At 67.1% G+C, this 20,765-nt stretch carries 18 protein-coding genes, 3 pseudogenes and 1 riboswitch; of the genes and pseudogenes, 13 read left to right on the forward strand and 8 right to left on the reverse strand.

The genetic code is table 11. The features are described 5' to 3' along the window. Positions 1-143 precede the first annotated feature (143 nt). From G205_RS07180 to pabB, 6 genes are all read left to right on the forward strand, one after another. A complete protein-coding gene (locus G205_RS07180; RefSeq protein ID WP_009357392.1) occupies positions 144-563 on the forward strand; it encodes a type II toxin-antitoxin system VapC family toxin in 420 nt (139 codons plus the stop codon). Between the two features lie 9 nt (positions 564-572). Next, positions 573-1,196: a LysE family transporter gene (locus tag G205_RS07185; RefSeq protein WP_009357393.1), complete on the forward strand. Its 624-nt coding sequence runs from the start codon at positions 573-575 to the stop codon at positions 1,194-1,196. A 145-nt stretch (positions 1,197-1,341) separates the two neighbouring features. Continuing rightward, entirely contained in the window at positions 1,342-1,881 is a 540-nt protein-coding gene (locus G205_RS07190) for a low molecular weight protein-tyrosine-phosphatase (RefSeq protein ID WP_035752316.1), read from the forward strand. Positions 1,882-1,937: 56 nt separating this feature from the next. Beyond that, positions 1,938-2,957 carry a GTP-binding protein gene (locus tag G205_RS07195; RefSeq protein WP_009357395.1) on the forward strand — a complete coding sequence of 340 codons (1,020 nt, stop codon included), beginning with the start codon at positions 1,938-1,940 and terminating at the stop codon, positions 2,955-2,957. A 42-nt stretch (positions 2,958-2,999) separates the two neighbouring features. Further along, the gene (gene ykgO / locus G205_RS07200; protein ID WP_009357396.1) at positions 3,000-3,122 is read left to right on the forward strand and encodes a type B 50S ribosomal protein L36; all 123 of its coding nucleotides are present in this window, start codon (positions 3,000-3,002) and stop codon (positions 3,120-3,122) included. Positions 3,123-3,138: 16 nt separating this feature from the next. After that, positions 3,139-5,211, forward strand: a complete 2,073-nt coding sequence (gene pabB / locus G205_RS07205; protein ID WP_009357397.1) for an aminodeoxychorismate synthase component I — start codon at positions 3,139-3,141, stop codon at positions 5,209-5,211. 3 nt (positions 5,212-5,214) lie between these two features. On the opposite strand, the pseudogene cls reads toward pabB, so the two are convergent. Then, positions 5,215-6,653 (reverse strand): annotated as a pseudogene (cls, locus tag G205_RS07210) (cardiolipin synthase). Between the two features lie 131 nt (positions 6,654-6,784). On the opposite strand from cls, the gene G205_RS07215 reads away from it, so the two are divergent. Then, complete coding sequence (locus G205_RS07215; RefSeq protein ID WP_009357398.1) at positions 6,785-7,714, forward strand: aminodeoxychorismate lyase; 930 nt, start codon at positions 6,785-6,787, stop codon at positions 7,712-7,714. A 41-nt stretch (positions 7,715-7,755) separates the two neighbouring features. After that, positions 7,756-8,223 (forward strand): pyridoxamine 5'-phosphate oxidase family protein, encoded by a 468-nt coding sequence (locus G205_RS07220; RefSeq protein ID WP_009357399.1) that lies wholly within the window; start codon positions 7,756-7,758, stop codon positions 8,221-8,223. A gap of 31 nt (positions 8,224-8,254) precedes the next feature. Here G205_RS07220 and G205_RS07225 read toward each other — a convergent pair whose 3' ends face one another. Then, positions 8,255-8,950, reverse strand: a complete 696-nt coding sequence (locus G205_RS07225) for a TetR/AcrR family transcriptional regulator C-terminal domain-containing protein (RefSeq protein ID WP_009357400.1) — start codon at positions 8,948-8,950, stop codon at positions 8,255-8,257. A 227-nt stretch (positions 8,951-9,177) separates the two neighbouring features. Here G205_RS07225 and G205_RS07230 point away from each other — a divergent pair, with 227 nt between their 5' ends. Continuing rightward, complete coding sequence (locus G205_RS07230; protein WP_009357401.1) at positions 9,178-9,552, forward strand: hypothetical protein; 375 nt, start codon at positions 9,178-9,180, stop codon at positions 9,550-9,552. Here G205_RS07230 and opgC read toward each other — a convergent pair. Next, the gene (opgC, locus tag G205_RS07235; protein ID WP_009357402.1) at positions 9,539-11,986 is read right to left on the reverse strand and encodes an OpgC domain-containing protein; all 2,448 of its coding nucleotides are present in this window, start codon (positions 11,984-11,986) and stop codon (positions 9,539-9,541) included. The genes G205_RS07230 and opgC overlap by 14 nt on opposite strands. Positions 11,987-12,224: 238 nt before the next feature. Then, positions 12,225-12,339, forward strand: a riboswitch (SAM riboswitch). Between the two features lie 13 nt (positions 12,340-12,352). Here opgC and G205_RS07240 point away from each other — a divergent pair. From G205_RS07240 to G205_RS07250, 3 genes and pseudogenes are all read left to right on the forward strand, one after another. Beyond that, a complete protein-coding gene (locus tag G205_RS07240; protein WP_009357403.1) occupies positions 12,353-12,625 on the forward strand; it encodes a DUF1737 domain-containing protein in 273 nt (90 codons plus the stop codon). Next, positions 12,622-13,032, forward strand: a complete 411-nt coding sequence (locus G205_RS07245; protein WP_009357404.1) for a rhodanese-like domain-containing protein — start codon at positions 12,622-12,624, stop codon at positions 13,030-13,032. Before G205_RS07240 ends, G205_RS07245 begins: the two co-directional genes overlap by 4 nt. Then, a pseudogene (locus tag G205_RS07250) lies at positions 13,033-14,240 on the forward strand (O-succinylhomoserine sulfhydrylase). It abuts the gene before it with no gap. Here the strand turns inward: G205_RS07250 and G205_RS20990 are convergent. The 3 genes and pseudogenes from G205_RS20990 to G205_RS07260 all read right to left on the reverse strand — a co-directional run bounded on the left by G205_RS20990 (position 14,237) and on the right by G205_RS07260 (position 17,428). Then, positions 14,237-14,646, reverse strand: a pseudogene (locus G205_RS20990) (DUF1905 domain-containing protein). The pseudogenes G205_RS07250 and G205_RS20990 sit on opposite strands and share 4 nt — an antisense overlap. Continuing rightward, positions 14,609-15,838 carry a glutamate--cysteine ligase 2 gene (locus tag G205_RS07255; RefSeq protein ID WP_009357405.1) on the reverse strand — a complete coding sequence of 410 codons (1,230 nt, stop codon included), beginning with the start codon at positions 15,836-15,838 and terminating at the stop codon, positions 14,609-14,611. Before G205_RS07255 ends, G205_RS20990 begins: the two are co-directional and overlap by 38 nt. Before the next feature lie 66 nt (positions 15,839-15,904). Further along, positions 15,905-17,428, reverse strand: a complete 1,524-nt coding sequence (locus G205_RS07260; protein ID WP_009357406.1) for a UDP-N-acetylglucosamine 1-carboxyvinyltransferase — start codon at positions 17,426-17,428, stop codon at positions 15,905-15,907. Positions 17,429-17,628: 200 nt separating this feature from the next. Here G205_RS07260 and G205_RS07265 point away from each other — a divergent pair, with 200 nt between their 5' ends. Next, positions 17,629-18,462 carry a glycoside hydrolase family 25 domain-containing protein gene (locus G205_RS07265; RefSeq protein ID WP_009357407.1) on the forward strand — a complete coding sequence of 278 codons (834 nt, stop codon included), beginning with the start codon at positions 17,629-17,631 and terminating at the stop codon, positions 18,460-18,462. On the opposite strand, the gene G205_RS07270 is transcribed toward G205_RS07265, so the two are convergent. Next, positions 18,459-19,259, reverse strand: coding sequence for an energy-coupling factor transporter transmembrane component T family protein (locus G205_RS07270; RefSeq protein ID WP_009357408.1), 801 nt, complete (start codon positions 19,257-19,259; stop codon positions 18,459-18,461). The genes G205_RS07265 and G205_RS07270 overlap by 4 nt on opposite strands. Before the next feature lie 13 nt (positions 19,260-19,272). Next, a partial coding sequence (locus G205_RS07275; protein WP_009357409.1) for an ABC transporter ATP-binding protein occupies positions 19,273-20,765 on the reverse strand: 1,493 nt, incomplete at its 5' end.

The raw sequence follows: 20,765 nt of genomic DNA on the forward strand, positions 1-20,765 counted from the left end.
GTCATTGCCAAGGCCGGAAGGCCGGTTGCACGGCTGGTCAAGATCGAACGGCCCCACAAGCGCGAACTGGGCTTCCTCGGCCCCCTCCACATCCCCGATGACTTCTATGAGCCGTGGACGGATGACGAGATGGGAATTGACGGGTGCTGCAGCTGCTGCTGGACACCCATGTGTTCCTCTGGGCACTCGCCGAGCCCAAGAGGCTCTCAATCAAAGCCAAAAATGCGATCACCAAACTTGAAAACCAGGTCTTCGTTTCGCCGGTCACCGCCTATGAGCTCTCCTACAAGCACCGGCAGGGAAGACTGCCGGCCGGAGCGGCGATCGTCTCCAGTTTTGGCCGGCAGCTTTCACACCTCTACGCCGCTGAAATCGGCATCAGCGCCGACCATGCCCTTGCCGCCGGCCAGCTCGACTGGGACCACAAAGACCCCTTTGACCGGATGCTGGCTGCACAAGCCATGGTGGAAGGCTTCACCCTCGTCACAGCAGACGAAAACATCCAGGCGTACGGCCCCGTAGCACCCTGTGGTGACCCCCGCCACCGGCCCCCTGCCGCGTAGGATTGACAGGTGCAATTTTCCCTTTGGCTGGCCCTGGCCGGCGCCGGTGCCCTGATCAGCTTCACCCCGGGCGCCGGAGCCATCAACACCATGAGCAACTCGTTGAATGCCGGCTTCCGGCGGTCCATCTGGGGAATCCTCGGGCAGCAGGCCGCACTGGTGGTGCACGTGGTGATCGTGGCACTCGGCGTCGGCGTGCTGGTTGCCAGCTCGCCGGTGGCCTTCAACGTAATCCGCTACGCGGGCGCCGCCTACCTCATCTATCTGGGCGTCCGGCAGTTCCTTAGCAAGCCGAGCCTTGAAGAGGAGCAGGCAGCGGCACTGCGGAACGAGTCCGCCTGGTCGATCTTCCGGCGCGGGTTCTGGGTCAACCTGCTGAATCCGAAGGCCATCGTCTTCTTCCTCGCCTTCACTCCCCAGTTCATCCGGCCTGAACAGCCACTGCTGACGCAGTACGCTGTGCTGACCGCAACCATCGTGGCGATCGACATCCTGGTGATGTGGTTCTTCTTCGCCGCAGCGGCCAGGTCTTTCCAGCGCTTCACCCAGACGCCACGGGGACAGCTGGTCCTGAGCAAGGTGTTCGGCGTGCTGTTTGTCGCCGTCGGGATCCTCCTCGCCCTGATTCACTGATCCCGGGCCCACCAATCCCCGGCATCGCAGCACCCAACCTCACTACATACCCCTTCGGCGGGTTCGTCATGCATCTTTACAAACCGGTCAATTTTTATGAACCACCCGCTAGCCATAGGGCCGGAAAGCGCGCATGCTTAGCATCATGAACTCAGCGTCGAGCCCATACCGCGTCATCGCCGTCTGCACCGGCAACATCTGCCGCTCCCCCATGGCGGAACTTATGCTGAAGGCCGCGCTGGAACGCGAAGGGCTGGACGGACTGGTGGCGGTGGACTCGGCCGGCACCACGGGCTACGAGGCAGGGCGCCCCATCGACCCCCGTGCCGCCCGCCGGCTCGCGGCCACGCAACTCGCGTCCGAGCTTCACATCGCACGGGAATGGCTCCCGGAATGGTTCCGCGAGCGGGATCTCATCCTGGCGCTCGATATCGACCACTACGCCTGGCTGAGCGAGGCGGCGCCGGACCAGGAGTCGCTGGGCAAGATCCGCATGCTCCGAAGCTTCGATCCAGCAATGGCCGGCAAGGACCTGCTGGACCAGGGCATCGAGGACCCGTGGTACGGGGGGCATGCTGACTTCGACGCCGTCTGGCACCAGATCCACGCGGCGCTCCCGGGGATCGTGGAGCACGTCAAGGCGGCCGTTTCCTCGGACGCGGAGCTGCAGCGGCAGGGCAGTTGAGGACCCACCCGGCTTTATCTTGCAATTGAGAACGGTTCTCAATTAGGCTCTTCGCCATGCACCTCATCGTTGTGAGTTCCCTTGATGCCCTCTGCCGCCGCGAAGCCTGCGGGGACCTGGCAGCTGAACATCCCGGGAGCCTCGTGGTCTTCCATGACCTGCTGGAGAACGGGCTGGTCATCCGGCGGGTCTTTGACGCCGCAGGTCCCGTCGAATACGAGGAAACCATCCTCGAACACGGCGGCCTCAGCTGCGCGGTACGCCTGGACCTGGTGCCGGCGATCGACCGCCTGGCTGCATCAGCACAAGGCCCGATCATCATCGGCCTTCCGCCTGCGGTTCCAGCATCAGTGGCAGTCACGGCACTCAACCGCGGGCTCAGCCGGCCGGCAACGGTTTCCTCGGCCATCATTGCCCTCGCGCCGGACGCCCTGGAGGACCACATCTGGGACCCGCACACCCTGTTCGAGTCCGGCTTCACCCCCGTGGCAGACGACGAGAGGACACCGGGCGAGTTCCTGCTGGGCGAACTGGCCTTCGCGGATACCGTCCTCGTGGCGGAGCCCGACATCGTTCCGGCCGATCCCGCAGGCCGCGAGCGCGGCCTGCACCTGCTGCGGGAACTCGCACCGCATGCCCACCGTGCAGCAGGAACGATCCAGGTCCGCCGCTCGGCAGCAAATGCCGCGGCCTCACCCTTTGTCACTGTGGTCCAGCGCATGGACCGGCCCCTGCATCCGGGACGGTTCCGCCAGGTCCTGGGCACGCTCGCCGAGGGCTGCTGCGTCCTGCAAGGCCACTTGTGGGTTGCGTCCGCGCCCGAGTGCCGCATCGCCATCCAGGGCATCGGCCCCCGCGTCTGGCTCGAAAACACCGGGAAGTGGCCGGAAGAACCTGCCGCGACGGAGCAGGCGGGACGTGCGCCGGGTCCCGCCGCCACGGTCCTGGCAGCGACCGGGGAGGGCCTGGACCCGGCGGAGTTCGAGCGGCTGCTGCGGGACTGCGAGCTCACCGACGACGAACTGGCGGCCGGCGCGGTCCTGTCCGACCCCTTCGCCCTGCGGCCCGCGAGCTGACCTGCCGACCACCACCCAACCCCACCAACCAAGGAGGACACCATGAAAGTACGGAATTCACTGCGGGCACTGAAGAAGATCCCCGGCGCACAAATCGTCAGGCGCCGCGGCAGGACGTTCGTGATTAACAAGAAGGACCCGCGGATGAAAGCCCGGCAGGGATAAAGGTACGCTCTACTCCATGAGCCCAGCCCCCGTCATCATCGCCATCGACGGGCGCTCGGGCGCTGGGAAGACCACCCTCGCCGTCGAACTGGCTGCCCGGCTGCGCGCCCACCACAAGGTCTCGCTGTTCCATCTTGAGGACATCTACCCCGGCTGGAACGGCCTGGCCGCCGGCGTGGAACGCTACGTCGCCACCGTCCTCACCCCGCTGCACAGGGGCGAAGCGGCGACGTGGGTGGGCTGGGACTGGGAAAACCATGACGACGGCGGCCCCCGGGTCACGCTTCCCGCCGAGATCGTCATCGTCGAAGGCGTGGGTGCCGCCGCGGCAGAAGCCCGGCCGCTCCTGGACGCCGTGATCTGGGCCGAATCCCCTGACGACGTCCGCCGGACCAGGGCCCTGGACCGCGACGGCGCAACCTACGAACCCTACTGGGACCAGTGGGCCGCGCAGGAAGACGCATGGCTGGCCCGGGATGACGTGCCGGCGCTTGCCGACGTCCGCGTGCAGAACCTGGCCGACGGCTCCGCCGTCGTCGACCTCCTGCGGCTCCTCCCCTACCTTCCGGCGCTGGCCCCGGTCCTGGCCCCGGAGCTCTCCGCCCGCCGCGGGCTCCGCCTTCGCGCCGAGCGGCTGGACGAGCGCCCTGATTCCGCGGCGCTCTTCCATTCCCTCTACGGCGGCTCAGCCAATGCGGTCTGGCTGGACTCCTCCAACGCCGGAACGGCAGCAGCGGGTGTGGCACACACGGACGATGCTTCCGCACGAACCGCAGCGGAGCGCAGCCGGTTCAGCATCATGGCGGACGACGGCGGCACGTTCGGGCAATCGGTAACCCACCGGTCCGGCGAAAGCCTGATCAGCGCCGGTTCCGCAACCGTCAGGGTCACCGGGCAGTTCTTCCGCTGGCTGGACACGGTGTGGGGCCGCCGCGCGGTCCGCGCGCCGGAAGGCTACCCGGGACAGTTCACCCTGGGCTGGCTGGGCTGCCTGGGCTACGAACTCAAGCGTGAAACGGGCGGCACCGACCTGCCCGCCGCTACACCGGACGCCGCCCTGATCTTTGCCGGCCGTGCCGTGGTCCTGGACCACGCCGAAGGCACCGCCTGGCTCCTGGCCCTTGACGCACCTGACGCGGAGGACTGGCTGGGGACTGCGGCCGCCGCGGTTCACCAGGCTGCCGCGCCGGACCACGGCGGCAGCACCGCCGTCGTACTTCCCCAGGCCCCCGCCTTCCGCAGCCGTGACACCGGCGAGGCCTACCGGAAGAAGATCGCCGCCGCGCAGCACGAGATCGCCGAGGGCAACACCTACGAGGTGTGCCTGACCACCACGCTTGAGGCCCGCGTTCCCGCCGCTGCCGTGGACCCGTGGCGCATTTACCTTGCCCTCCGCGGCCGGAACCCTGCACCCTTCGCAAGTTTCCTCCGGCTGGACGGGGTGACGGTGGCAAGCACCTCGCCGGAGCGGTTCCTGAAGATCGCGTCCGACGGCAGCATGCGCGCCGAACCCATCAAGGGGACCCGCCGCCGGGCTGCCGATGCGCAGGAGGACGCGCGGCTGCGGACGGACCTCGCCACCTCACTGAAGGACCGTGCCGAGAACATCATGATCGTGGACCTGCTGCGGAACGACCTCAGCCACTTCGCGGTCCCCGGCTCGGTCACGGTCAGCAGGCTGTGCGCTATCGAAAGCTATGCCACCGTGCACCAGATGGTCAGCACCATAGACGCCCGCCTGCTGCCCGGCTCCTCGCGGGCGGAGGCAGTGGCCGCCTGCTTCCCCGCCGGCTCCATGACCGGGGCGCCCAAGATCAGCACCATGGCCATCCTCGACCGGCTGGAGGAAGGCCCGCGGGGGCTGTATTCCGGCGCCATTGGCTACTTCTCGCTGAACGGCGCCACCGATCTCGCCGTCGCCATCCGCACCCTGGTGGTCAATGCCCCGGGTGACGGAACGGCGGAACTCACGCTCGGCGTCGGCGGTGCCATCACCGCGGATTCCGTGCCGGACGAGGAGTACGAGGAGATCCGGACCAAGGCCTACGGGGTCCTGTCCACGCTGGGCGCGGAGTTCCCCGGGGATTGAGTGCTACTGAACCGTCGCGGTCAGCCGGGCCACGTTATCCACGTAACGGGCCGCGAACGGACGGTTGCGCCAGACGGGAAGCTTAAGCTCGTGCGAGATGTCCCGGTAGGTGTCCTCCACCGCGCGCATCTTGGTGACGATGTCCTCGCCCAGCAGCATCACGGACACCTCGAGGTTCAGCGAGAAGGAGCGCATGTCCATGTTGCTGGAACCCAGAACGGCCACCTCGTCGTCGATGGTGAAGTGCTTGGCATGGAGGACGAACGGGGCCTTGTAGAGGTAGATCCGGACGCCCGCCTCCAGCAGTGCCTCGTAGTAGGACTGCTGGGCGTGGTGGACCAGGAACTGGTCGCCCTTCTCGGAGACGAAGAGTTCCACGTCCACGCCGCGCTGGGCGGCAGTGGTGATGGCGTACAGCAGCGAATCGTCCGGCACGAAGTACGGGCTGCAGATGGAGATGCGGTGCTGCGCGGAATAGATGAGCGTGTTGAAGAGGCGCAGGTTGTTCTCGGTGATGAAGCCCGGGCCGCTGGGCACCACCTGCGCGGTGACGTTGCCCGGGTGCGGGTTCGCCGGCAGCTGCAGCTGGTGCTCCAGCGACTCGTCGGTTTCGCTCAGCCAGTCGGTGGCGAAAACGACATTCAGGGTGGTGACGATCGGTCCACGCAGGCACGCCATCAACTCCACCCACTCCCGTCCGGCCTTGCGGTGGCGGGGGTTGTTGTAGGAGGGCTCGATCAGGTTCTGGGAACCGGTGAAGGCGATTTCGCCGTCGACCACCATGATCTTGCGGTGGTTCCGGAGGTCCGGCCGGCGCCACTGGCCATGGATGGGCATGAGCGGCAGCATCCGCTTCCACTGGATCTTGCCCGCCCTGAGGCGCTTGAGGAGCTTCCTGTAGCCCTGGACCGGAGGGTGCCGATGTGGTCGAACAGCACGCGCACTTCCACGCCGCGTTCGGCCGCCTCCTCCAGCGCGGTGAGCAGGTCGTCCGTGATGTGGTCGGTGCTCATGATGTAGAACTCCGCGTTGACGAACTTCTTCGCCTTCCGCACGGCTTCGGTCATGGCGAGGATGGAGTCCGGGTACCCGGGGATGAGGTCAACCGAGTTGCCGTCCACCATGGGCAGGGATCCCAGCCGGCGGTTCAGCTCCGCTGCGGAGGTCACCCATTCGGGCCCCGGATAGTGGCTTTCGACGTCGGCGAGCGAGGAGATGCCGGCCCGGACCCTCTCGTTGACCTGCTGCTGCTGCTCGCGGCGCCGGCTGGAAAGCCTGAAGTTTCCGAACAGCAGGAACAGGACAATTCCCACGAAAGGCACAAAGAAGATACCCAGAAGCCACGCCATCGCCGTGGTGGGGCGGCGGTTTCCGGGAATGATGCCCACGGCGAGCACCCTGATCACCAGGTCGGCGACGCCGAGCAGCACCACCACCCACATCGGTGCGGTGCCGGCAAGCGAAAATGGCCACAACAACTGACAAACCCCCGGCTCATCGGCTCCCGGCGGACGGTTTCCTGCCGGGGCACTCAGCCCAGCTTATCGGCGCGGCGCCGCACTAAGCTGGAGCCATGACGTCACCTGCTTCCGTGGTTCTTGTTTTCCTTGACTCTGCCTTCCCGGACGGCCGTCTGGCCGATGCGTCCCAGCCGCAACTGCTGGTCACGGACCAGGGAGCCACCCGCGGTGACGGGGCGTTCGAAACCATGCTCGCCGTCGGGGGCAACGTCCGGAAGATCCAGGCGCACCTGGACCGCCTGGACGGTTCCGGGAAAGCGCTGGACCTCGCCATCCCCGGCCAGGACCAGTGGCGCCGGGCCATTGCCGCCGCCATTGCAGAACACCGGTCCCAGCACCCTCCTGTTTCGGATGCCGACGATGAACTGGTGGTCAAGCTGGTGGTGACCCGCGGGGCTGAGGGCGCCGCCGCCCCCACCGCATGGGTCCAGGTATCCCCGGTGGGAGCGGGCGCCCGCCGCCAGCGTGAGACCGGCATCGACGTCATCCTCCTCGACCGCGGCTATGACAGTGATGCGGCAGAGCGGGCCCCGTGGCTGCTGCTCGGCGCCAAGACCCTCTCCTACGCCGTCAATATGGCCGCGCTCCGGCACGCCCATAAGCAGGGCGCGGATGACGTCATTTTCTTCTCCTCCGACGGCCGGGTCCTCGAGGGCCCCACGTCCACGGTGCTTTTGGCCCACGTGGACAAGTCCGACGACGGCACGCCGGTCAAGCGCCTCATCACACCGCAGCTGGACAGCGGAATCCTGGCCGGCACTTCCCAGGGAGCGCTCTTCAAGGCCGCCAAGGAGGCAGGCTGGGAACTGGGGTACGGGCCGCTGGTGCCGCAGGACCTGCTGGACGCCGACGCCGTCTGGCTGATCTCGAGCGTGCGCCTGCTCGCCCCCGTCAACCGGATTGACGGGCAGGAGATCGGGACGCCGTCGCTGCAGAAGGAGCTGACCGCGGAGCTGAATGAACTTTTCGCCGGCATTCAGTAAAGTCCTGTTCCCCCGGCCGGCTGGCCCGTAGGGTGTGGTTCATGGATTCACGCGCGCCGCAGCCAGCTGACAACCTGACCTTCGACGAGTGCTGGGAGCTCCTGGCCGACGACACTCTGGGCCGCCTGGCCCTGGTGGTGGACGGGCATCCGGAGATCTTCCCCATCAATTACGTGGTGTACCGCCGCAGCATTGCCTTCCGCACGTCCGGGGTGACCAAGCTGTGGGGCGCCGCCCAGGAGCGCCCGGCCGCCCTGGAAATCGACGGCTACGACCCGCGCACGGAGGAGGCCTGGAGCGTGGTGCTGCGCGGGGACACCGAGATCATGGAGGACCAGGACGAAAAGGACGCCGTGGACGCGCTGGGGCTGGAGCCCTGGCAGCCCGGAGAGAAGAGCCACTACATCCGAATTTCCCCGCGCGCCCTGACCGGCCGCCGCTTCAGGGTGGCCCGTCCGGATATCTGGAACACCCGTCTGCAGGACCGGCGGCGGGCCTCGTTCGAGTAGCCTGTTTCGCTAGCCCCCAGGCTTGGGGACCCTAGCCTGCATGCACCGACAGCTGGGATTCGAGCCCCGACAGCAGGATGCTCAGTCCCTGGTCAAGTTCCGCAGACCCGTCATAGGTCGCCAGGTCCGGTCCGAGGGACCGAAGGCGGGGAAATTCCCTCGGCGGCAGGCGGTGCAGCCCCAGCCGCAGAAGGGCCTCGTTCTCTTCCGGGTCCACCACGAATTCCTGAAGCTCGTTGAGGATGTGGCCGTAGAGGAAGCCGTAGTAGGCGCGGTACACATGCAGCGCGTCCGGCGGCGCGAATCCTGCCTCGATCAGCAATGAGAGGATCTGTTCCAGCGGGCGGAGCGTCCCCAGTGGCCGCATGCCCAAGGGGGTGGACAGCGGCCTGGTCACCAGCAGCGGCACCACATTGGGGTGCTGGAGCGCCAGGCTCCGAAGGCTGTGGGCGATGTGCCGGAGCTGGGCCTTCCAGTCAGGATCCTTGGGCTGGATGGAGAGCTGGTTGAGCACAAGCTCGGTTACTCCGTCCAGGAGGGCCGCGCGGTTTTCCGCGTAGCGGTAGAGGCTCATGGGGTCCCGGCCGAGTTCCTGGCCCAGGCGGCGCATGGTCAGGGCGTCCAGCCCCTCGGCGTCCACCAGTTCCAGGGCTTTGGCCAGGACCAGTTCCCTGCTGAGCCTGCCCTTGCGCGCGGCCGTACTGCCGGGCGTTCTCGCGGGGGCCATCTTTTCCATCCTGGGCATTGAAAGCGGTGTTCCGGCGAGTTAATCAAGACGCTTGCCGGATGTGTAGTCTACGCGTACAGTCTACACTGTAGATAGGCGTCAATCCCGCTTGGGGTCCTCCTTTCTTGAAGGATCCTCGTTACACTCCATTGCCGCGTGCACGGCATGTGAGGTCTGCTGCTGTAGCCGAACGGCGGCGCCACCGCACTTAGCGAAGGGAAGCCGTCATGGCACATTCGCAGTTCGATATTTTTCTCCAAGAAGCCACCTACCTGGACCAAACCTCCGAACACGTCCTCGATCGCGACCGCCTGTACGGGCTCTACACCAGCTGGTGCTTCATCAACCAGCAGCCGCTCAGTCCGGAGGACAGCTTCTGGGCCGCCATGCGCGACAGGATCAGTCCGGATCGCAGCGGCCTTCACATGAAGGGCCCCGCAGCCACCGACTACATCATGGCCAGCTACCCCGGCTGGTCTGAGCAGGACCAGCCCCAGGGACATCAAGGGCGGCGTGAACCAAGGGCTGCGGCCCCGGTTCACGCCGCTTTTCCATGCCTCGAAAAGCCTTCGACGCCGGGCCCGTCTCCTAGGTGGGAATGATCCGGAAGAGGAACTTCGTCCGGACCATGACCCACAGCAGCCCCAGCACCGCCGCATAGGCTGCCGTGTTCAGCAGGACGTTCTCCTGCTGCAGGGCCGGGATGTTCGCCACCACGGCAATCAGCACCACGTGCATGATGAACACGTAGAGCGTGGCGCGGCCCAGCGGAATCAGGAACCAGCCCAGGGCCCGCTGCACGGGCTTCCAGTACGCGGTGAGGAAGGCATAGGCCGCGACCACCAGGACCAGGACGTTGAGCAGCCGGCCGGGCGCCAGGTACGTCCTCGCAAAGAGCGCGTCGTAGACCGTCCGGTACACGGTGTCCGCGACGAGCGCCAGCCGGACGTCGAAGCCGTTGGCCAGGTAGGGATTTCCCCAGGACAGGAAGGCCAACAGGAAAGCGAGCGCCGTGCAGGCGGCCACCACCCAGGTCCGCGCCGAGAGCCAGGCGACGATGCTGCGCCGGTGGAATCCGGCAACCAGGCCGAGCACGAACAATACCTGCCACACGAGCAGCGGGAACGAGTCCTCGAACTGCGACGGCAGGAGCCGGAAGCGCGTAGTGGCGCCGACGGCGTAGACCGCCAGGGTGCCGGCCAGCACCCACACGGCCTTGCCCCGGTTGAGGGCAGCAAGAATGAAGGGGCTGGCCAGCAGCAGCACCACGTACAACCCCATCACATTGAACTGCCACGGGCCGAACTGCAGCAGCAGGATGGCGGGAAGCACCTGGGGCGGCACCGGGAACTGGAAGAGCGACTCCATTCCTGCATAGAGGTCGTAGGTGCGTCCGGCGCCGTCGTGCCCTGCCCCGCCGGTCCCTTGGTCCACGAAGGTGGTGAGCGCGTCGGTACGGAACACCGGCAGCAGGGAAGCCAGGAAGACACCCACCAGGACGATCAGCGCCGTCAGGTAGAGCTTGCCGGCGCGCCGTGACGTCAGGTCCACGACCGTTCCAAAATCGTCCTTCACCCGTGGCCCGTACACCATGCCCACCACCAGGCCGGAGAAGAGGACAAACAGCTCGGCACCCGAAACGAAGCCCACCGCCTCCTGGGTGAGCAGCTGGAACAGGGACGTCATGCCCAGATGGTTGACCACCACGAACACAATGGCCAGTCCGCGCAGCAGGTCCACGCGGGAATCCCTGCCGGACGGGTCCGTATAGCTCCAGGCCGTTGCGGCGTTGACGCGGCGCGGAATCTGCCACAGAGCCACAAGGAGGATGACGAGCGCGGCCCCCACGGTCCAGGCTGCAGGCCCGGCCAGCGTGTTGGCCCGGACATAACCGCTGCCGCCGGCGGACACTTCCGTGACGGGACCGGTCACCAGGGGCGAGGCCTCCAGCCGTTCCAGCGCCGCCCGGGCAACCTCCGGGCTGCCGGTCAGCAGCCAGTCGATGCTGGCCACGCCGGTGTCCCTGGTGCTGGTGCGCTCGTCCCAGACCACCGCGGCCGTCCTGCCAAACTCCGCCGAGGTGGCTGTGCCTACCACCTGGTCCCACCAGCCGGTCTTGATCTCAGCTTCGGATGCGCCGCCGGAGGCCGGGCTGTAGAAAGCGGCGGTCTGCAGCAGGAACGGTTTGTTCCGCCCTTGGGCATAGGTGGCGTAGAAGTTCTCGCCTCCTGAAGCCGTCAGCATCTCCGCCAGCTCGCCGGCGCGCGGAAGGGTATTGACGGCCGCGCCGCCGGCAGTGTCGTCGTGGAAGGCCGTCAGGCCAACCCAGTCCACGGCGTCATCACCGGGATAGTACGGTTCGTAGGCGCTGTCGGACCCGTCCCAGGCGCCGTCGCCGTTTGTATCCAGCAGTTCGAACCCGTCGCTGCCGGGAGCCGGGGCGTTCCGGTTCCGGTCAAAGGGGTAATCCTTGCCCAGGAACGGCTCCCAGACCATGACTGTCCGGCCGTCGCCGGAATCCTTGAACGCCGCGGACACTGTCCGGAACGCCTCCCGGTACGCGGCCGGCTGCTGGCCCCACTCCACCCAGCCGGCGTTCATGTCCGGGGCAAACCGCACCAGCACCTGGCCCTGGAACTGTGCGGTCAACCGGCGGATTTCCCGAGCGAATGATCCGGCAGCCGCGGCGTCGATCTGGTCCAGCGGCACGGTGGGCTTGACCGTGAGCATGGCGTGGGACCCCTGAAGCGATGACTGTTCAAGGAAGCCCTTGATGTCGTTCTGCTCGGAGGACCGGTACGGAAAGGCGATGTCGTGTCCAAAGACAGCCGGCGACGCTCCCAGCCGCTCGGCAAACCCCGCGGCAGTGTCCTCGCCCCATTCCAGGACGACGCCGAGCATCGGCTCCCCTGCATCCGGGGCGGGTTCGGCCGCCCGGGCCGGCCCCGCCGACAGGACCGCTGCCACACATGCAACAACAAGTGCGGCAAGGAACGCCCAGGCCAGGCGGAGGCGGCAGGGCGCGGCTGTTCGCATGTTCAAAGGGACCCCCAGTGCTGATCTTCGACGGCGGGGCGCTGCCCCCTAAGAACTGTATCGGGCCGCCCCTCCCGCGATGGGATAGAAAAAGCCCTCCCACCTGCTGTAATGCCGCCGTCGGCCGTCCCCCGGGAAGGGCACCGCGACCGCATCCCCGGCAGCGTTTCCGCTTCAGTTACGCAACATGACGACAACGGCGATGCGGCCGCCGGTGCCAGATGTTACGTTTTTGGGGAGTAATGAGTACCGGCGCCAAGCCCTGACTGGCCGGTCGGCAACCCTCCTTCCGCGGCGGGGTGCCTCAGGTGAATACTCGGCATATCGACCGATTCGAGCTGCAAGCGTGAGAGAAGGAGATCCGTCGTGTCCGACGCCCCCGAAGAAAAGCTGTCCTACCGCCTCATCAGCGGCCCGGACAACCGTGAATTCTGTGAGCGGATCTCCACCGCGCTCGCCGAAGGCTACGTCCTGCACGGAAGCCCGGCGGCAGCCTTCAACGGCACCAGCGTCATCGTGGCCCAGGCCGTCGTCCTGCCCGCCGCCATCGCCTCGGCGGACGCCGCCGTCGCCACCGCTGTTGACGACCTGGAAGCAGCCAACGAGGACCTCGAGTTCGACGGCGAGGGCCACGCATGAGCTACGCAGGAGACCTGACGCCGGAGGAAGCCTGGGCCAAGCTTGAGCAGGGTGCCATCCTGGTGGACGTGCGCACCGAAGGCGAATGGGCCCACATCGGCATCCCGGACACCAAGGCCACGGACAACGATCCGCTGTTCATCCAGTGGACCTTCCCCGGCGGCATTCCCAACCCGGATTTCCTCAAGGACCTGAGCCAGCAGGCGCCGGAAGACTCCAGTACCGAATTGGTGTTCATCTGCCGCTCCGGCCAGCGTTCCATCTCCGCCGCCATCGCCGCGACGCAGGCCGGTTTCACCTCCTACAACGTCCTGGAGGGCTTCGAAGGCGATCCGGACCGCTACGGCGAACGGACCGTCAATGGCTGGAAGAACCGCGGCCTGCCGACCAACCTCGGAAAGAACTAAGTGACCTTCAATAACGACGCCGCCGGCTGGAACCCCGACACCCAGGCCGTCCGCGGCGGGCTGGATCGCACCAACTTCCAGGAAACCTCCGAAGCGGTCTTCCTGAACTCGGGCTTCGTGTACGAATCCGCCGCCGCTGCGGAACGCGCCTTCACCGGCGAGGACGAGCGCTTCGTCTACTCCCGGTACGGCAACCCCTCCGTGGCAACCTTCCAGGAGCGGCTCCGGCTGCTCGAGGGCACGGAGGCATGCTTCGCCACTGCGTCCGGCATGTCCGCCGTCTTCACCGCCCTGGGCGCCTGCTGGCTGCCGGGGACCGCGTGGTGGCCGCCCGTTCGCTCTTCGGTTCCTGCTTCGTCATCCTGAATGAGATCCTGCCGCGGTGGGGCGTGGAGACGGTGTTCGTGGACGGCCCGGACCTGGAGCAGTGGCGCGCCGCCCTGTCCCAGCCCACCACCGCCGTCTTCTTCGAGTCCCCGTCCAACCCGATGCAGGAGATCGTGGACATCGCCGCGGTCAGCGAACTCGCGCACGCCGCCGGGGCCACCGTCGTCGTCGACAACGTCTTTGCCACTCCCCTGCTCCAGCGCTGCGGCCAGCTGGGCGCGGACGTCATTGTCTACTCGGGCACCAAGCACATCGACGGCCAGGGCCGGGTGATGGGCGGTGCCATCCTGGGCACCAAGGAGTACATCGAGGGCCCGGTCAAGCAGCTGATGCGCCACACCGGCCCGTCGCTGTCGCCGTTCAACGCGTGGGTGCTGACCAAGGGCCTGGAGACCATGGCGCTGCGTGTCAACCACTCTTCCGCCACCGCCCTCCGGCTCGCTGAATGGCTGGAGCAGCAGCCTGCCGTGAGCTGGGTGAAGTACCCGCTGCTGAAGTCCCACCCGCAGTACGACCTCGCAGCGAAGCAGATGCGTGCCGGCGGCACGGTGCTCACCCTGGAACTTGCCCCCTCCGGCGGCCGCTCGGGCAAGGAAGCCGCCTTCGCGCTGCTGGACGGGCTGCGGATCATCGACATCTCCAACAACCTGGGCGACTCGAAGTCCCTGATCACGCACCCGGCCACCACCACGCACCGCGCGATGGGGCCGGAGGGGCGGGCTGCCATCGGGCTCAGCGACGGCGTGGTGCGCCTGTCCGTCGGGCTCGAGGATGCCGACGACCTGATCCGCGACCTCGAACAGGCCCTGAAGCAGATCTAGCTTTTATCCCGCGGTACATCGTCCGGCTGGAGCTCCAGCCGGACGTCCACGGCGTCGCCCGCCCTGATCCGCGCTTTGTCCCGGACAGCCTTCTTGACGGGCAGCAGGTATGAGCCATCTTGTTGTCCGGGAAGATGGACGTCTCCCAGCGGTGGCCGCCGATCTCCACCGCGACCTTGACCGAGCCGAAGGCCTTGTTCCCGGCTTCGCTTTGCTCCGCAATGTCGTCCGCCACGTCCGGCGGCAGCGTGAGGAAGTGCCATCCCGCTTCGCCGGGATAGAGCCAAAGCTCGGCATGGAAAGAGTACGACGGCGCCACGCGCCGAGTATGGCACGTGGCCTTCCCTAACGCCACGGCTGCCGTCCGGCTAGGCCTGCCGCACCCGCAGCAGGTCGGGAACGGCATCGACTTCGGAGAGGTCAAGGTTGCCGCGCATGGTGACGTTCACGGCGTGCCTCACTACGGCACCGAACCCCATGTCCTCAGGCGGCGGTCCCGCCAGCTCCTGGTCATGGACCCGGCGTTGTTCCGCTGCCCCTGTGCCGCGCGCGATGATCGCCTCTACGCCCTGCCGCGCCAGGTCGAGCTCACCCTGCTCCTCGAGCACCGGCGCGAGGTAGTCCACCAGGGCGCGCGCCACGTCAGGCGCGGGCGCGGGCCGGAAGCTTCCGAAGTCCAGCAGTTCCCCGCCGAGCCCTCCACTGCTCGCCTGCCAGGACGCCATCCTCAGCAGCGCGGTCGGAACCGGTGCAGGGTCGACGCCTTCGCGCCACTCCCGGCCGGCGGTCTCCACGAGGGCACGGACCAGGACGGCAAGGAGGGCGGCGTCGTCGGCGCGCAGGCAGACGTCCGCAACCCGCACCTCCACGGTGGGATGGTTGCGGGACAGCCGGGCATCAAAATAGATCATCCCTTCGTCCAGCATCACGCCCGTGTCCAGCAGCCTCGTGACCAGCCGGCGGTAGGCGGGGTAGGTGCCGTAGATGCCGGCCGGCCCCGCGGTTGGCCAGCGGTTCCAGGCCTGGGTCCGGTAGCTTTCAAAACCTGTCTCCAGCCCGTTCCAGAACGGCGAGTTGGCGCTCAGCGCCGTGAGCACGGCGAGTTTGTCGCGGATGCGGTCCAGGACCGCCACGCCTTCGTCGGGTGACTCCACGAAGGTGTGGACGTGGAAGCCGCAGGTCAGCTGCTCCTGGGCGGTCAGCCCGAAGCGTTCCAGCATCCTGGCGTAGCGCGGATCAGGAGTGGTGTGGCTGTTCAGGCCCAGCGGCGACGTGGCAAGCGCGGCAACGCGGGCGTTGTGTTTCTTCGCGGCCTCGTCCGCGAGCATCCTTCCGGCCCTGATCTGCTCCAGCAGGCTGCCGTACTCCAGGCAGGGCCGGGTCTGGGTCTCAATCTGCTCAAGCTTCAGCTCGGCACTCAGGCCCATCTCGTCGTCGTCGTAAACCGTCTTGTCCTCGGTCTCGAGCAGGCGCGGATCCTGGGCGGAATCGTCGGCAGCCACCCGGCGGCCGGACAGCAGGGCGTCAGCCAGCGCCAGCGGCTCCCCGGTCTCCGGATCAACAATCAGGAGCTCTTCCTCCACGCCGAATGTACGCATAGTGACATTCTGCGGCAATGGGATCGTATTTGGAGGGGCCCGCCGTTCATGACGAAGCGTTAATGCTCAGTCCTGGAAGTACTCCACCTTGGCGCCGATGGTATTCAGCCTCTCCGCCAGGTCCTCGTACCCGCGCTCGATAACGTAGATGTTCCGCAGTTCGGACACCCCGCGGGCCGCCAGCATGGCCAGCAGCAGGCACGCCGCCGGCCGCAGCGCGGGCGGGCAGCCCACTTCCGCGGCGCGCCACTTGGTGGGGCCGTTGACGTAGATGCGGTGCGGATCCAGCAGCTGCACCTGGGCACCCAGCCGGTTCAGTTCGGTCAGGTAGATGGCACGGTTTTCGTAGACCCAGTCGTGGATCATGGTCTGGCCCGAGGCGTTGGCTGCTATGACGGCGAAGAACGGCAGGTTGTCGATGTTGAGGCCGGGGAACGGCATGGGGTGGATTTTGTCCTCGGGTGCACGCAGCTCCGACGGCTTGGTGGTGACATCCACCAGGCGGGTGCGGCCGTTGCGCGCCATGTACTCGCCGGAAATTTCCAGCTGCTGCCCCATCTGGCCAAGGGTGGCGAGCTCGATCTCCATGAACTCGATGGGCACGCGGCGGACCGTGACCTCGGAATTTGTGACGATCCCGGCGGTGATGAGGCTCATGGCCTCAATCGGGTCCTCCGACGGGTAGTACTCAATGTCCGCGTTGATGACTGGCCGGCCCGTAATGCTGAGGGTGGTGGTACCCACGCCGTCGATAACCACACCCAGCATCTGCAGGTAGAAGCAAAGGTCCTGGACCATGTAGTTGGGGCTGGCATTGCGGATGACAGTGGTGCCCTCACGGTGGGCGGCGGCCATGATGGCATTTTCGGTGACGGTATCGCCGCGCTCGGTGAGGACGAAGGAACGGTCCTGCGTGTCAGCCGGCGGTGCCTGGATGGTGTAGAAGCCCGCCGTGGCCTCCACCGAAAGACCGAACTGGCGCAGGGCCTGCATGTGCGGCTCAACAGTGCGGGTGCCCAGATCGCACCCTCCGGCATAGGGAAGCCGGTACTCCTCCGTCTCGTCCAGCAACGGTCCCAGCAGCATGATCACGCTGCGGGTGCGGCGGGCGGCATCCACATCCATCGCGTCAAGGTCCAGGACGGCCGGCCGGCGGAGCCTCAGGTCAGTGTCATTCAGCCAGGTGCACTCCACGCCAATGCTGGTCAGGACCTCAACGATCCGGTTGACTTCCTCAATCCTGGCCAGGCGGCGGAGCACGGTAGTGCCGCGGTTGATCAGGCTGGCACAGAGCAGGGCGACGCCGGCGTTCTTGCTGCTGTTCACGTCGACGGCGCCGGACAGGGTCCGTCCGCCCTCCACGCGCAGGTGCGTCATCTGCGGCTTGCCAACGTTGACGATGCTCCGGTCGAAGATGCTTTCCAGGCGCTGGATCATTTTCAGGCTCAGGTTTTGCTTTCCCTGCTCCATCCGGGCCACCGCGCTCTGGCTGGTTCCCAGTTCGGCGGCCAACTGGCCCTGGGTCCAGCCCTTCTCATTCCGGGCGTCCCTCAGCATGGCGGCAACGTGCTCAGCGGTTTCCTGCGTCATGGCAAAAATATATCATAAATGAGTTATTCCCCCTCATTACAGGCACGTAACGGCCCTCACAAGCGCTTTAGTACCCGATATATGCGATAGAGATCTTGATGGATCAGCCTTCATTCTTGAGCATCCGATGCTTGTTCCGCCGCCGCCACGGCGGGAGACTTGGAGGGAACATTCCTTCTCTGGCAATAACGAAAGGCGCAATGTTCCGGCCCCATGCCCGTCCGTTCCCGCTCAGGCTTGCCTGGCTGCTGGCGGCAGCCGTGCTGCTGGCTGTAGCGGGTCCTGTTTCTGCGGCGCCCTCGCCGGGCGAGGGCGGCCAGGCGCTGCTCGGCAATGATGTGTCCTGGCCGCAATGCGACAGGGAGCTGCCGAAGGGGCAGGCGTTCGGCATCGTCGGCGTCAACAACGGCCTCGCGAACAACACCAACCCCTGCCTGGCGGAACAGCTTGAGTGGGCAGCCTCCTCCCCCGGTTTGCCCGGCCAGCCGGCTGTGTCGCTGTACGTCAATACCGCGAACCCGGGCAGCTCCGGGTCCTGGTGGCCGGACAGCGACGAATACCCCATCGGCCGGCAGGTCCACAACCCCTACGGCCCCTGCAGGGAGGGCAACTACGGCAAGGCCTGCGCCTACATGTACGGCTGGGCCAAGGCCTACGACGACGCCTACATCCGCGGCATCAGCAACCCCGCCGACTATGTGTGGTGGCTGGATGTGGAGACCGAAAACAGCTGGTCCGGCGACAAGGACGCCAACCGCGCGGTCCTGGAGGGCATGACGGACTTCTTCCACAGCATCAATGTCAAGGGAGTAGGCATCTACTCCACGTCCCTGCAGTGGGGCCGGATCGTGGGCAGCGTCAGCAGCACCAGTAACCTGTACCCGTTGCCGAGCTGGCTGGCTGGCGCCCGCAACGCGTACCGGGCCGCCGGCGCATGCCTCAAGGAACCGCTAACGGGCGGCGGCAAGGTGGTCCTCACCCAGTTCGTGGCGCGGGGCTTCGACTACAACCACTCGTGCACCCAGGAACCCTAGCCTCCCAGCCACACCATGTTCCAGGTGCCGGCAGACACGGCGGCCACCACGGCGAGTCCTGCCATGAGCAGCCCGCCCGCCAGCACCCACGCATCCAGCACGCTGTACGTTGAGGCGCGGGCCCAGGTGCGGGTCCCGCCGCCGAATCCGCGCGCCTCCATGGTGACTGCCAGCCTCGACGCCCGCCGGATGGCCTGCACCAGGAGGCCGAAGCTTTGCCCCAGCGTGGCTTTCACCCGTTGCAGGACGCTGCCCCGTGACCCCACGCCCCGTGCGCGCCGCGCCATGCCAATGGTCTGCCACTCCTCAGCCAGCAGGCCCACCAGGCGCATGGCGGCCAGCGTGCCGAGCACGAACCGGTGCGGCAGGCGCGCCTTCTGGGCCAGCGCGTCTGCCAGGTCCGTCGGATCGGTGCAGCTCATCAGCAGCACCGCCGGCAGCGCGATGGCCAGGCCGCGGAGCATGAACCCGAGTCCCGTCTCCAGGGACCCTTGGCTCATGGTCCAGATGCCGACGTCGATCAGCGTCCGTCCGCTGTCCGGCGCCAGGATAGAGGTGCTCCAGCCGCCCACGGCGGCGGCAAGGATCAGCGGCCAGCCGCGCTGCCAGAGCAGCGTGAGCGTGAGCCCTGCAAGCGGGAACAGCAGGACTTCGAAGGCCAGCGCCACCGTGGCGGACACCCAGTCGATGGAGAGTGCCAGGACCACAGTGATCAGGACGACGGCGGCCAGCTTGCTGAGCGGGTTGGCGCGGGTCAGCAGGGCGTTGTTGCCGCGCACGTGCAGTTCCTGCCTCACAGGTCAGCCTTTCTCACAGGGCCACCTTCTCCGCCGCCGCCAGCTTCAGTTCGGTTCCGCCCAGGGCGGCGGTGAACTCGGCATCGTGGGTCACTGAAACCACGGCCGTTCCCGAGTCCAGGAGCTCCGAGAGAAAGGACGCCAGCTCGGCCCAGGTGTTGGCGTCCTGGCCGAACGTGGGCTCGTCCAGGACCAGGACCTGCGGGCTGGCCGCCAGGACGGTGGCCACCGAGAGCCGCCGCTTTTCCCCGCCGGAAAGGGTGTAGGGATTGGCGTCCACCAGCGGCGTGAGCCTCAGCCGTTCCAGCAGCTCGTCAACGCGGTCCTCGCCATGTCCCAGGTGGCGCGGGCCAAACAGCAGTTCATCGCGCACCCTGCCGGTGACGAACTGGTGCTCCGGTTCCTGGAACACCGTACCGATCCGCTCGATCAGCTGCTCGGCCTTCCAGCGGAAGGGGTCGATTCCGGCGCCCCGGCTGAGGTTTGTTGTTGCGGAGATTTTGCCCGTGACCGGCTCCAGCAGGCCCGCGAGGGTCAGGGCAAAGGTGGACTTTCCGGCGCCGTTGGGCCCGGTGATGGCAAGCGCCTGCCCGGCCCGCACCTGCGCGGTGATGTCCTCCTGCACCGGAACCGGCGGGATTTTCCGGAACCCGCTGCGGCGCGGGCGTTCCCGGGACACAGCCGTTTTTTCCGCTGCCAGCAGCAGGTCTCCGGCGCCCGGCCGGGCGTCGCCCGCGCGGGGACGGGTGGCCGGAACGTAGCCGGGCACCCATACGCCGGCGGCCGCCAGCATGGTGCGGGCCTCGTCCAGGACACGGTCCGGCGGACCGTCGAGGAGGACAGCGGGGTCGGCGGCAGAGCCCGGCTGCAGGACTACGATCCGGTCCACCAGGTCCTTCCATACCGACACCCGGTGCTCCACCACCACCAGCGTGGCCCCGGTTTTGTCCAGGCAGCGTGCCACGGCGTCCCGGACCTCCAGCACACCTGCCGGGTCAAGGTTGGCCGTGGGTTCGTCCAGCAGGATCAGCCCGGGCCGCATCGCCAGGATGCCTGCCAGCGCAAGCCGCTGTTTCTGCCCGCCGGACAGCGCCGACGTCGGATGGTCCAGCGGCAGGTGGGACAGCCCGACGTCGGCAAGCGCCTCGTGCACGCGGGTCCAGATGGCGTCGCGGGGCACGGCGAGGTTCTCGGCGCCGAAGGCGACGTCGTCCCCGACCCTGGAGAGGACCACCTGGGTTTCGGGGTCCTGCTGCATCAGGCCGGCACGGCCGCGCTGGCCGCGGGGGGACCCGCCGTCGACCAAGAGCGAACCGGACTCGTCGGAATCGCCGGCCTCGCCGTCGTCGTTCACGTCGCCCAGGACCCCCGCGAGGGCATGCAGGAGCGTGGACTTGCCCGCGCCCGAGGGTCCGAGCAGCAGGACGCGCTCCCCCGGCAGAATGTCCAGGTCAAGGGCGTGGACGGCGGGCTTGGCGCGCCCTGCGTGCCGCCAGCCCCAGCCAC

The sequence above is a fragment of the Arthrobacter nitrophenolicus genome (assembly GCF_000332815.1).
Taxonomy (GTDB): Bacteria; Actinomycetota; Actinomycetes; order Actinomycetales; family Micrococcaceae; genus Arthrobacter; species Arthrobacter nitrophenolicus.

Bases quoted from the DNA above. Each gene is read 5' to 3' on its own strand.
- G205_RS07190 (WP_035752316.1), top strand. From the start codon at position 1,342: ATGAACTCAGCGTCGAGCCCATACCGCGTCATCGCCGTCTGCACCGGC.
- G205_RS07195 (WP_009357395.1), top strand. From the start codon at position 1,938: ATGCACCTCATCGTTGTGAGTTCCCTTGATGCCCTCTGCCGCCGCGAA.
- ykgO (WP_009357396.1), top strand. From the start codon at position 3,000: ATGAAAGTACGGAATTCACTGCGGGCACTGAAGAAGATCCCCGGCGCA.
- pabB (WP_009357397.1), top strand. From the start codon at position 3,139: ATGAGCCCAGCCCCCGTCATCATCGCCATCGACGGGCGCTCGGGCGCT.
- G205_RS07215 (WP_009357398.1), top strand. From the start codon at position 6,785: ATGACGTCACCTGCTTCCGTGGTTCTTGTTTTCCTTGACTCTGCCTTC.
- G205_RS07220 (WP_009357399.1), top strand. From the start codon at position 7,756: ATGGATTCACGCGCGCCGCAGCCAGCTGACAACCTGACCTTCGACGAG.
- G205_RS07225 (WP_009357400.1), bottom strand. From the start codon at position 8,950: ATGGCCCCCGCGAGAACGCCCGGCAGTACGGCCGCGCGCAAGGGCAGG.
- G205_RS07230 (WP_009357401.1), top strand. From the start codon at position 9,178: ATGGCACATTCGCAGTTCGATATTTTTCTCCAAGAAGCCACCTACCTG.
- opgC (WP_009357402.1), bottom strand. From the start codon at position 11,986: ATGCGAACAGCCGCGCCCTGCCGCCTCCGCCTGGCCTGGGCGTTCCTT.
- G205_RS07245 (WP_009357404.1), top strand. From the start codon at position 12,622: ATGAGCTACGCAGGAGACCTGACGCCGGAGGAAGCCTGGGCCAAGCTT.
- G205_RS07255 (WP_009357405.1), bottom strand. From the start codon at position 15,838: ATGCGTACATTCGGCGTGGAGGAAGAGCTCCTGATTGTTGATCCGGAG.
- G205_RS07260 (WP_009357406.1), bottom strand. From the start codon at position 17,428: ATGACGCAGGAAACCGCTGAGCACGTTGCCGCCATGCTGAGGGACGCC.
- G205_RS07265 (WP_009357407.1), top strand. From the start codon at position 17,629: ATGTTCCGGCCCCATGCCCGTCCGTTCCCGCTCAGGCTTGCCTGGCTG.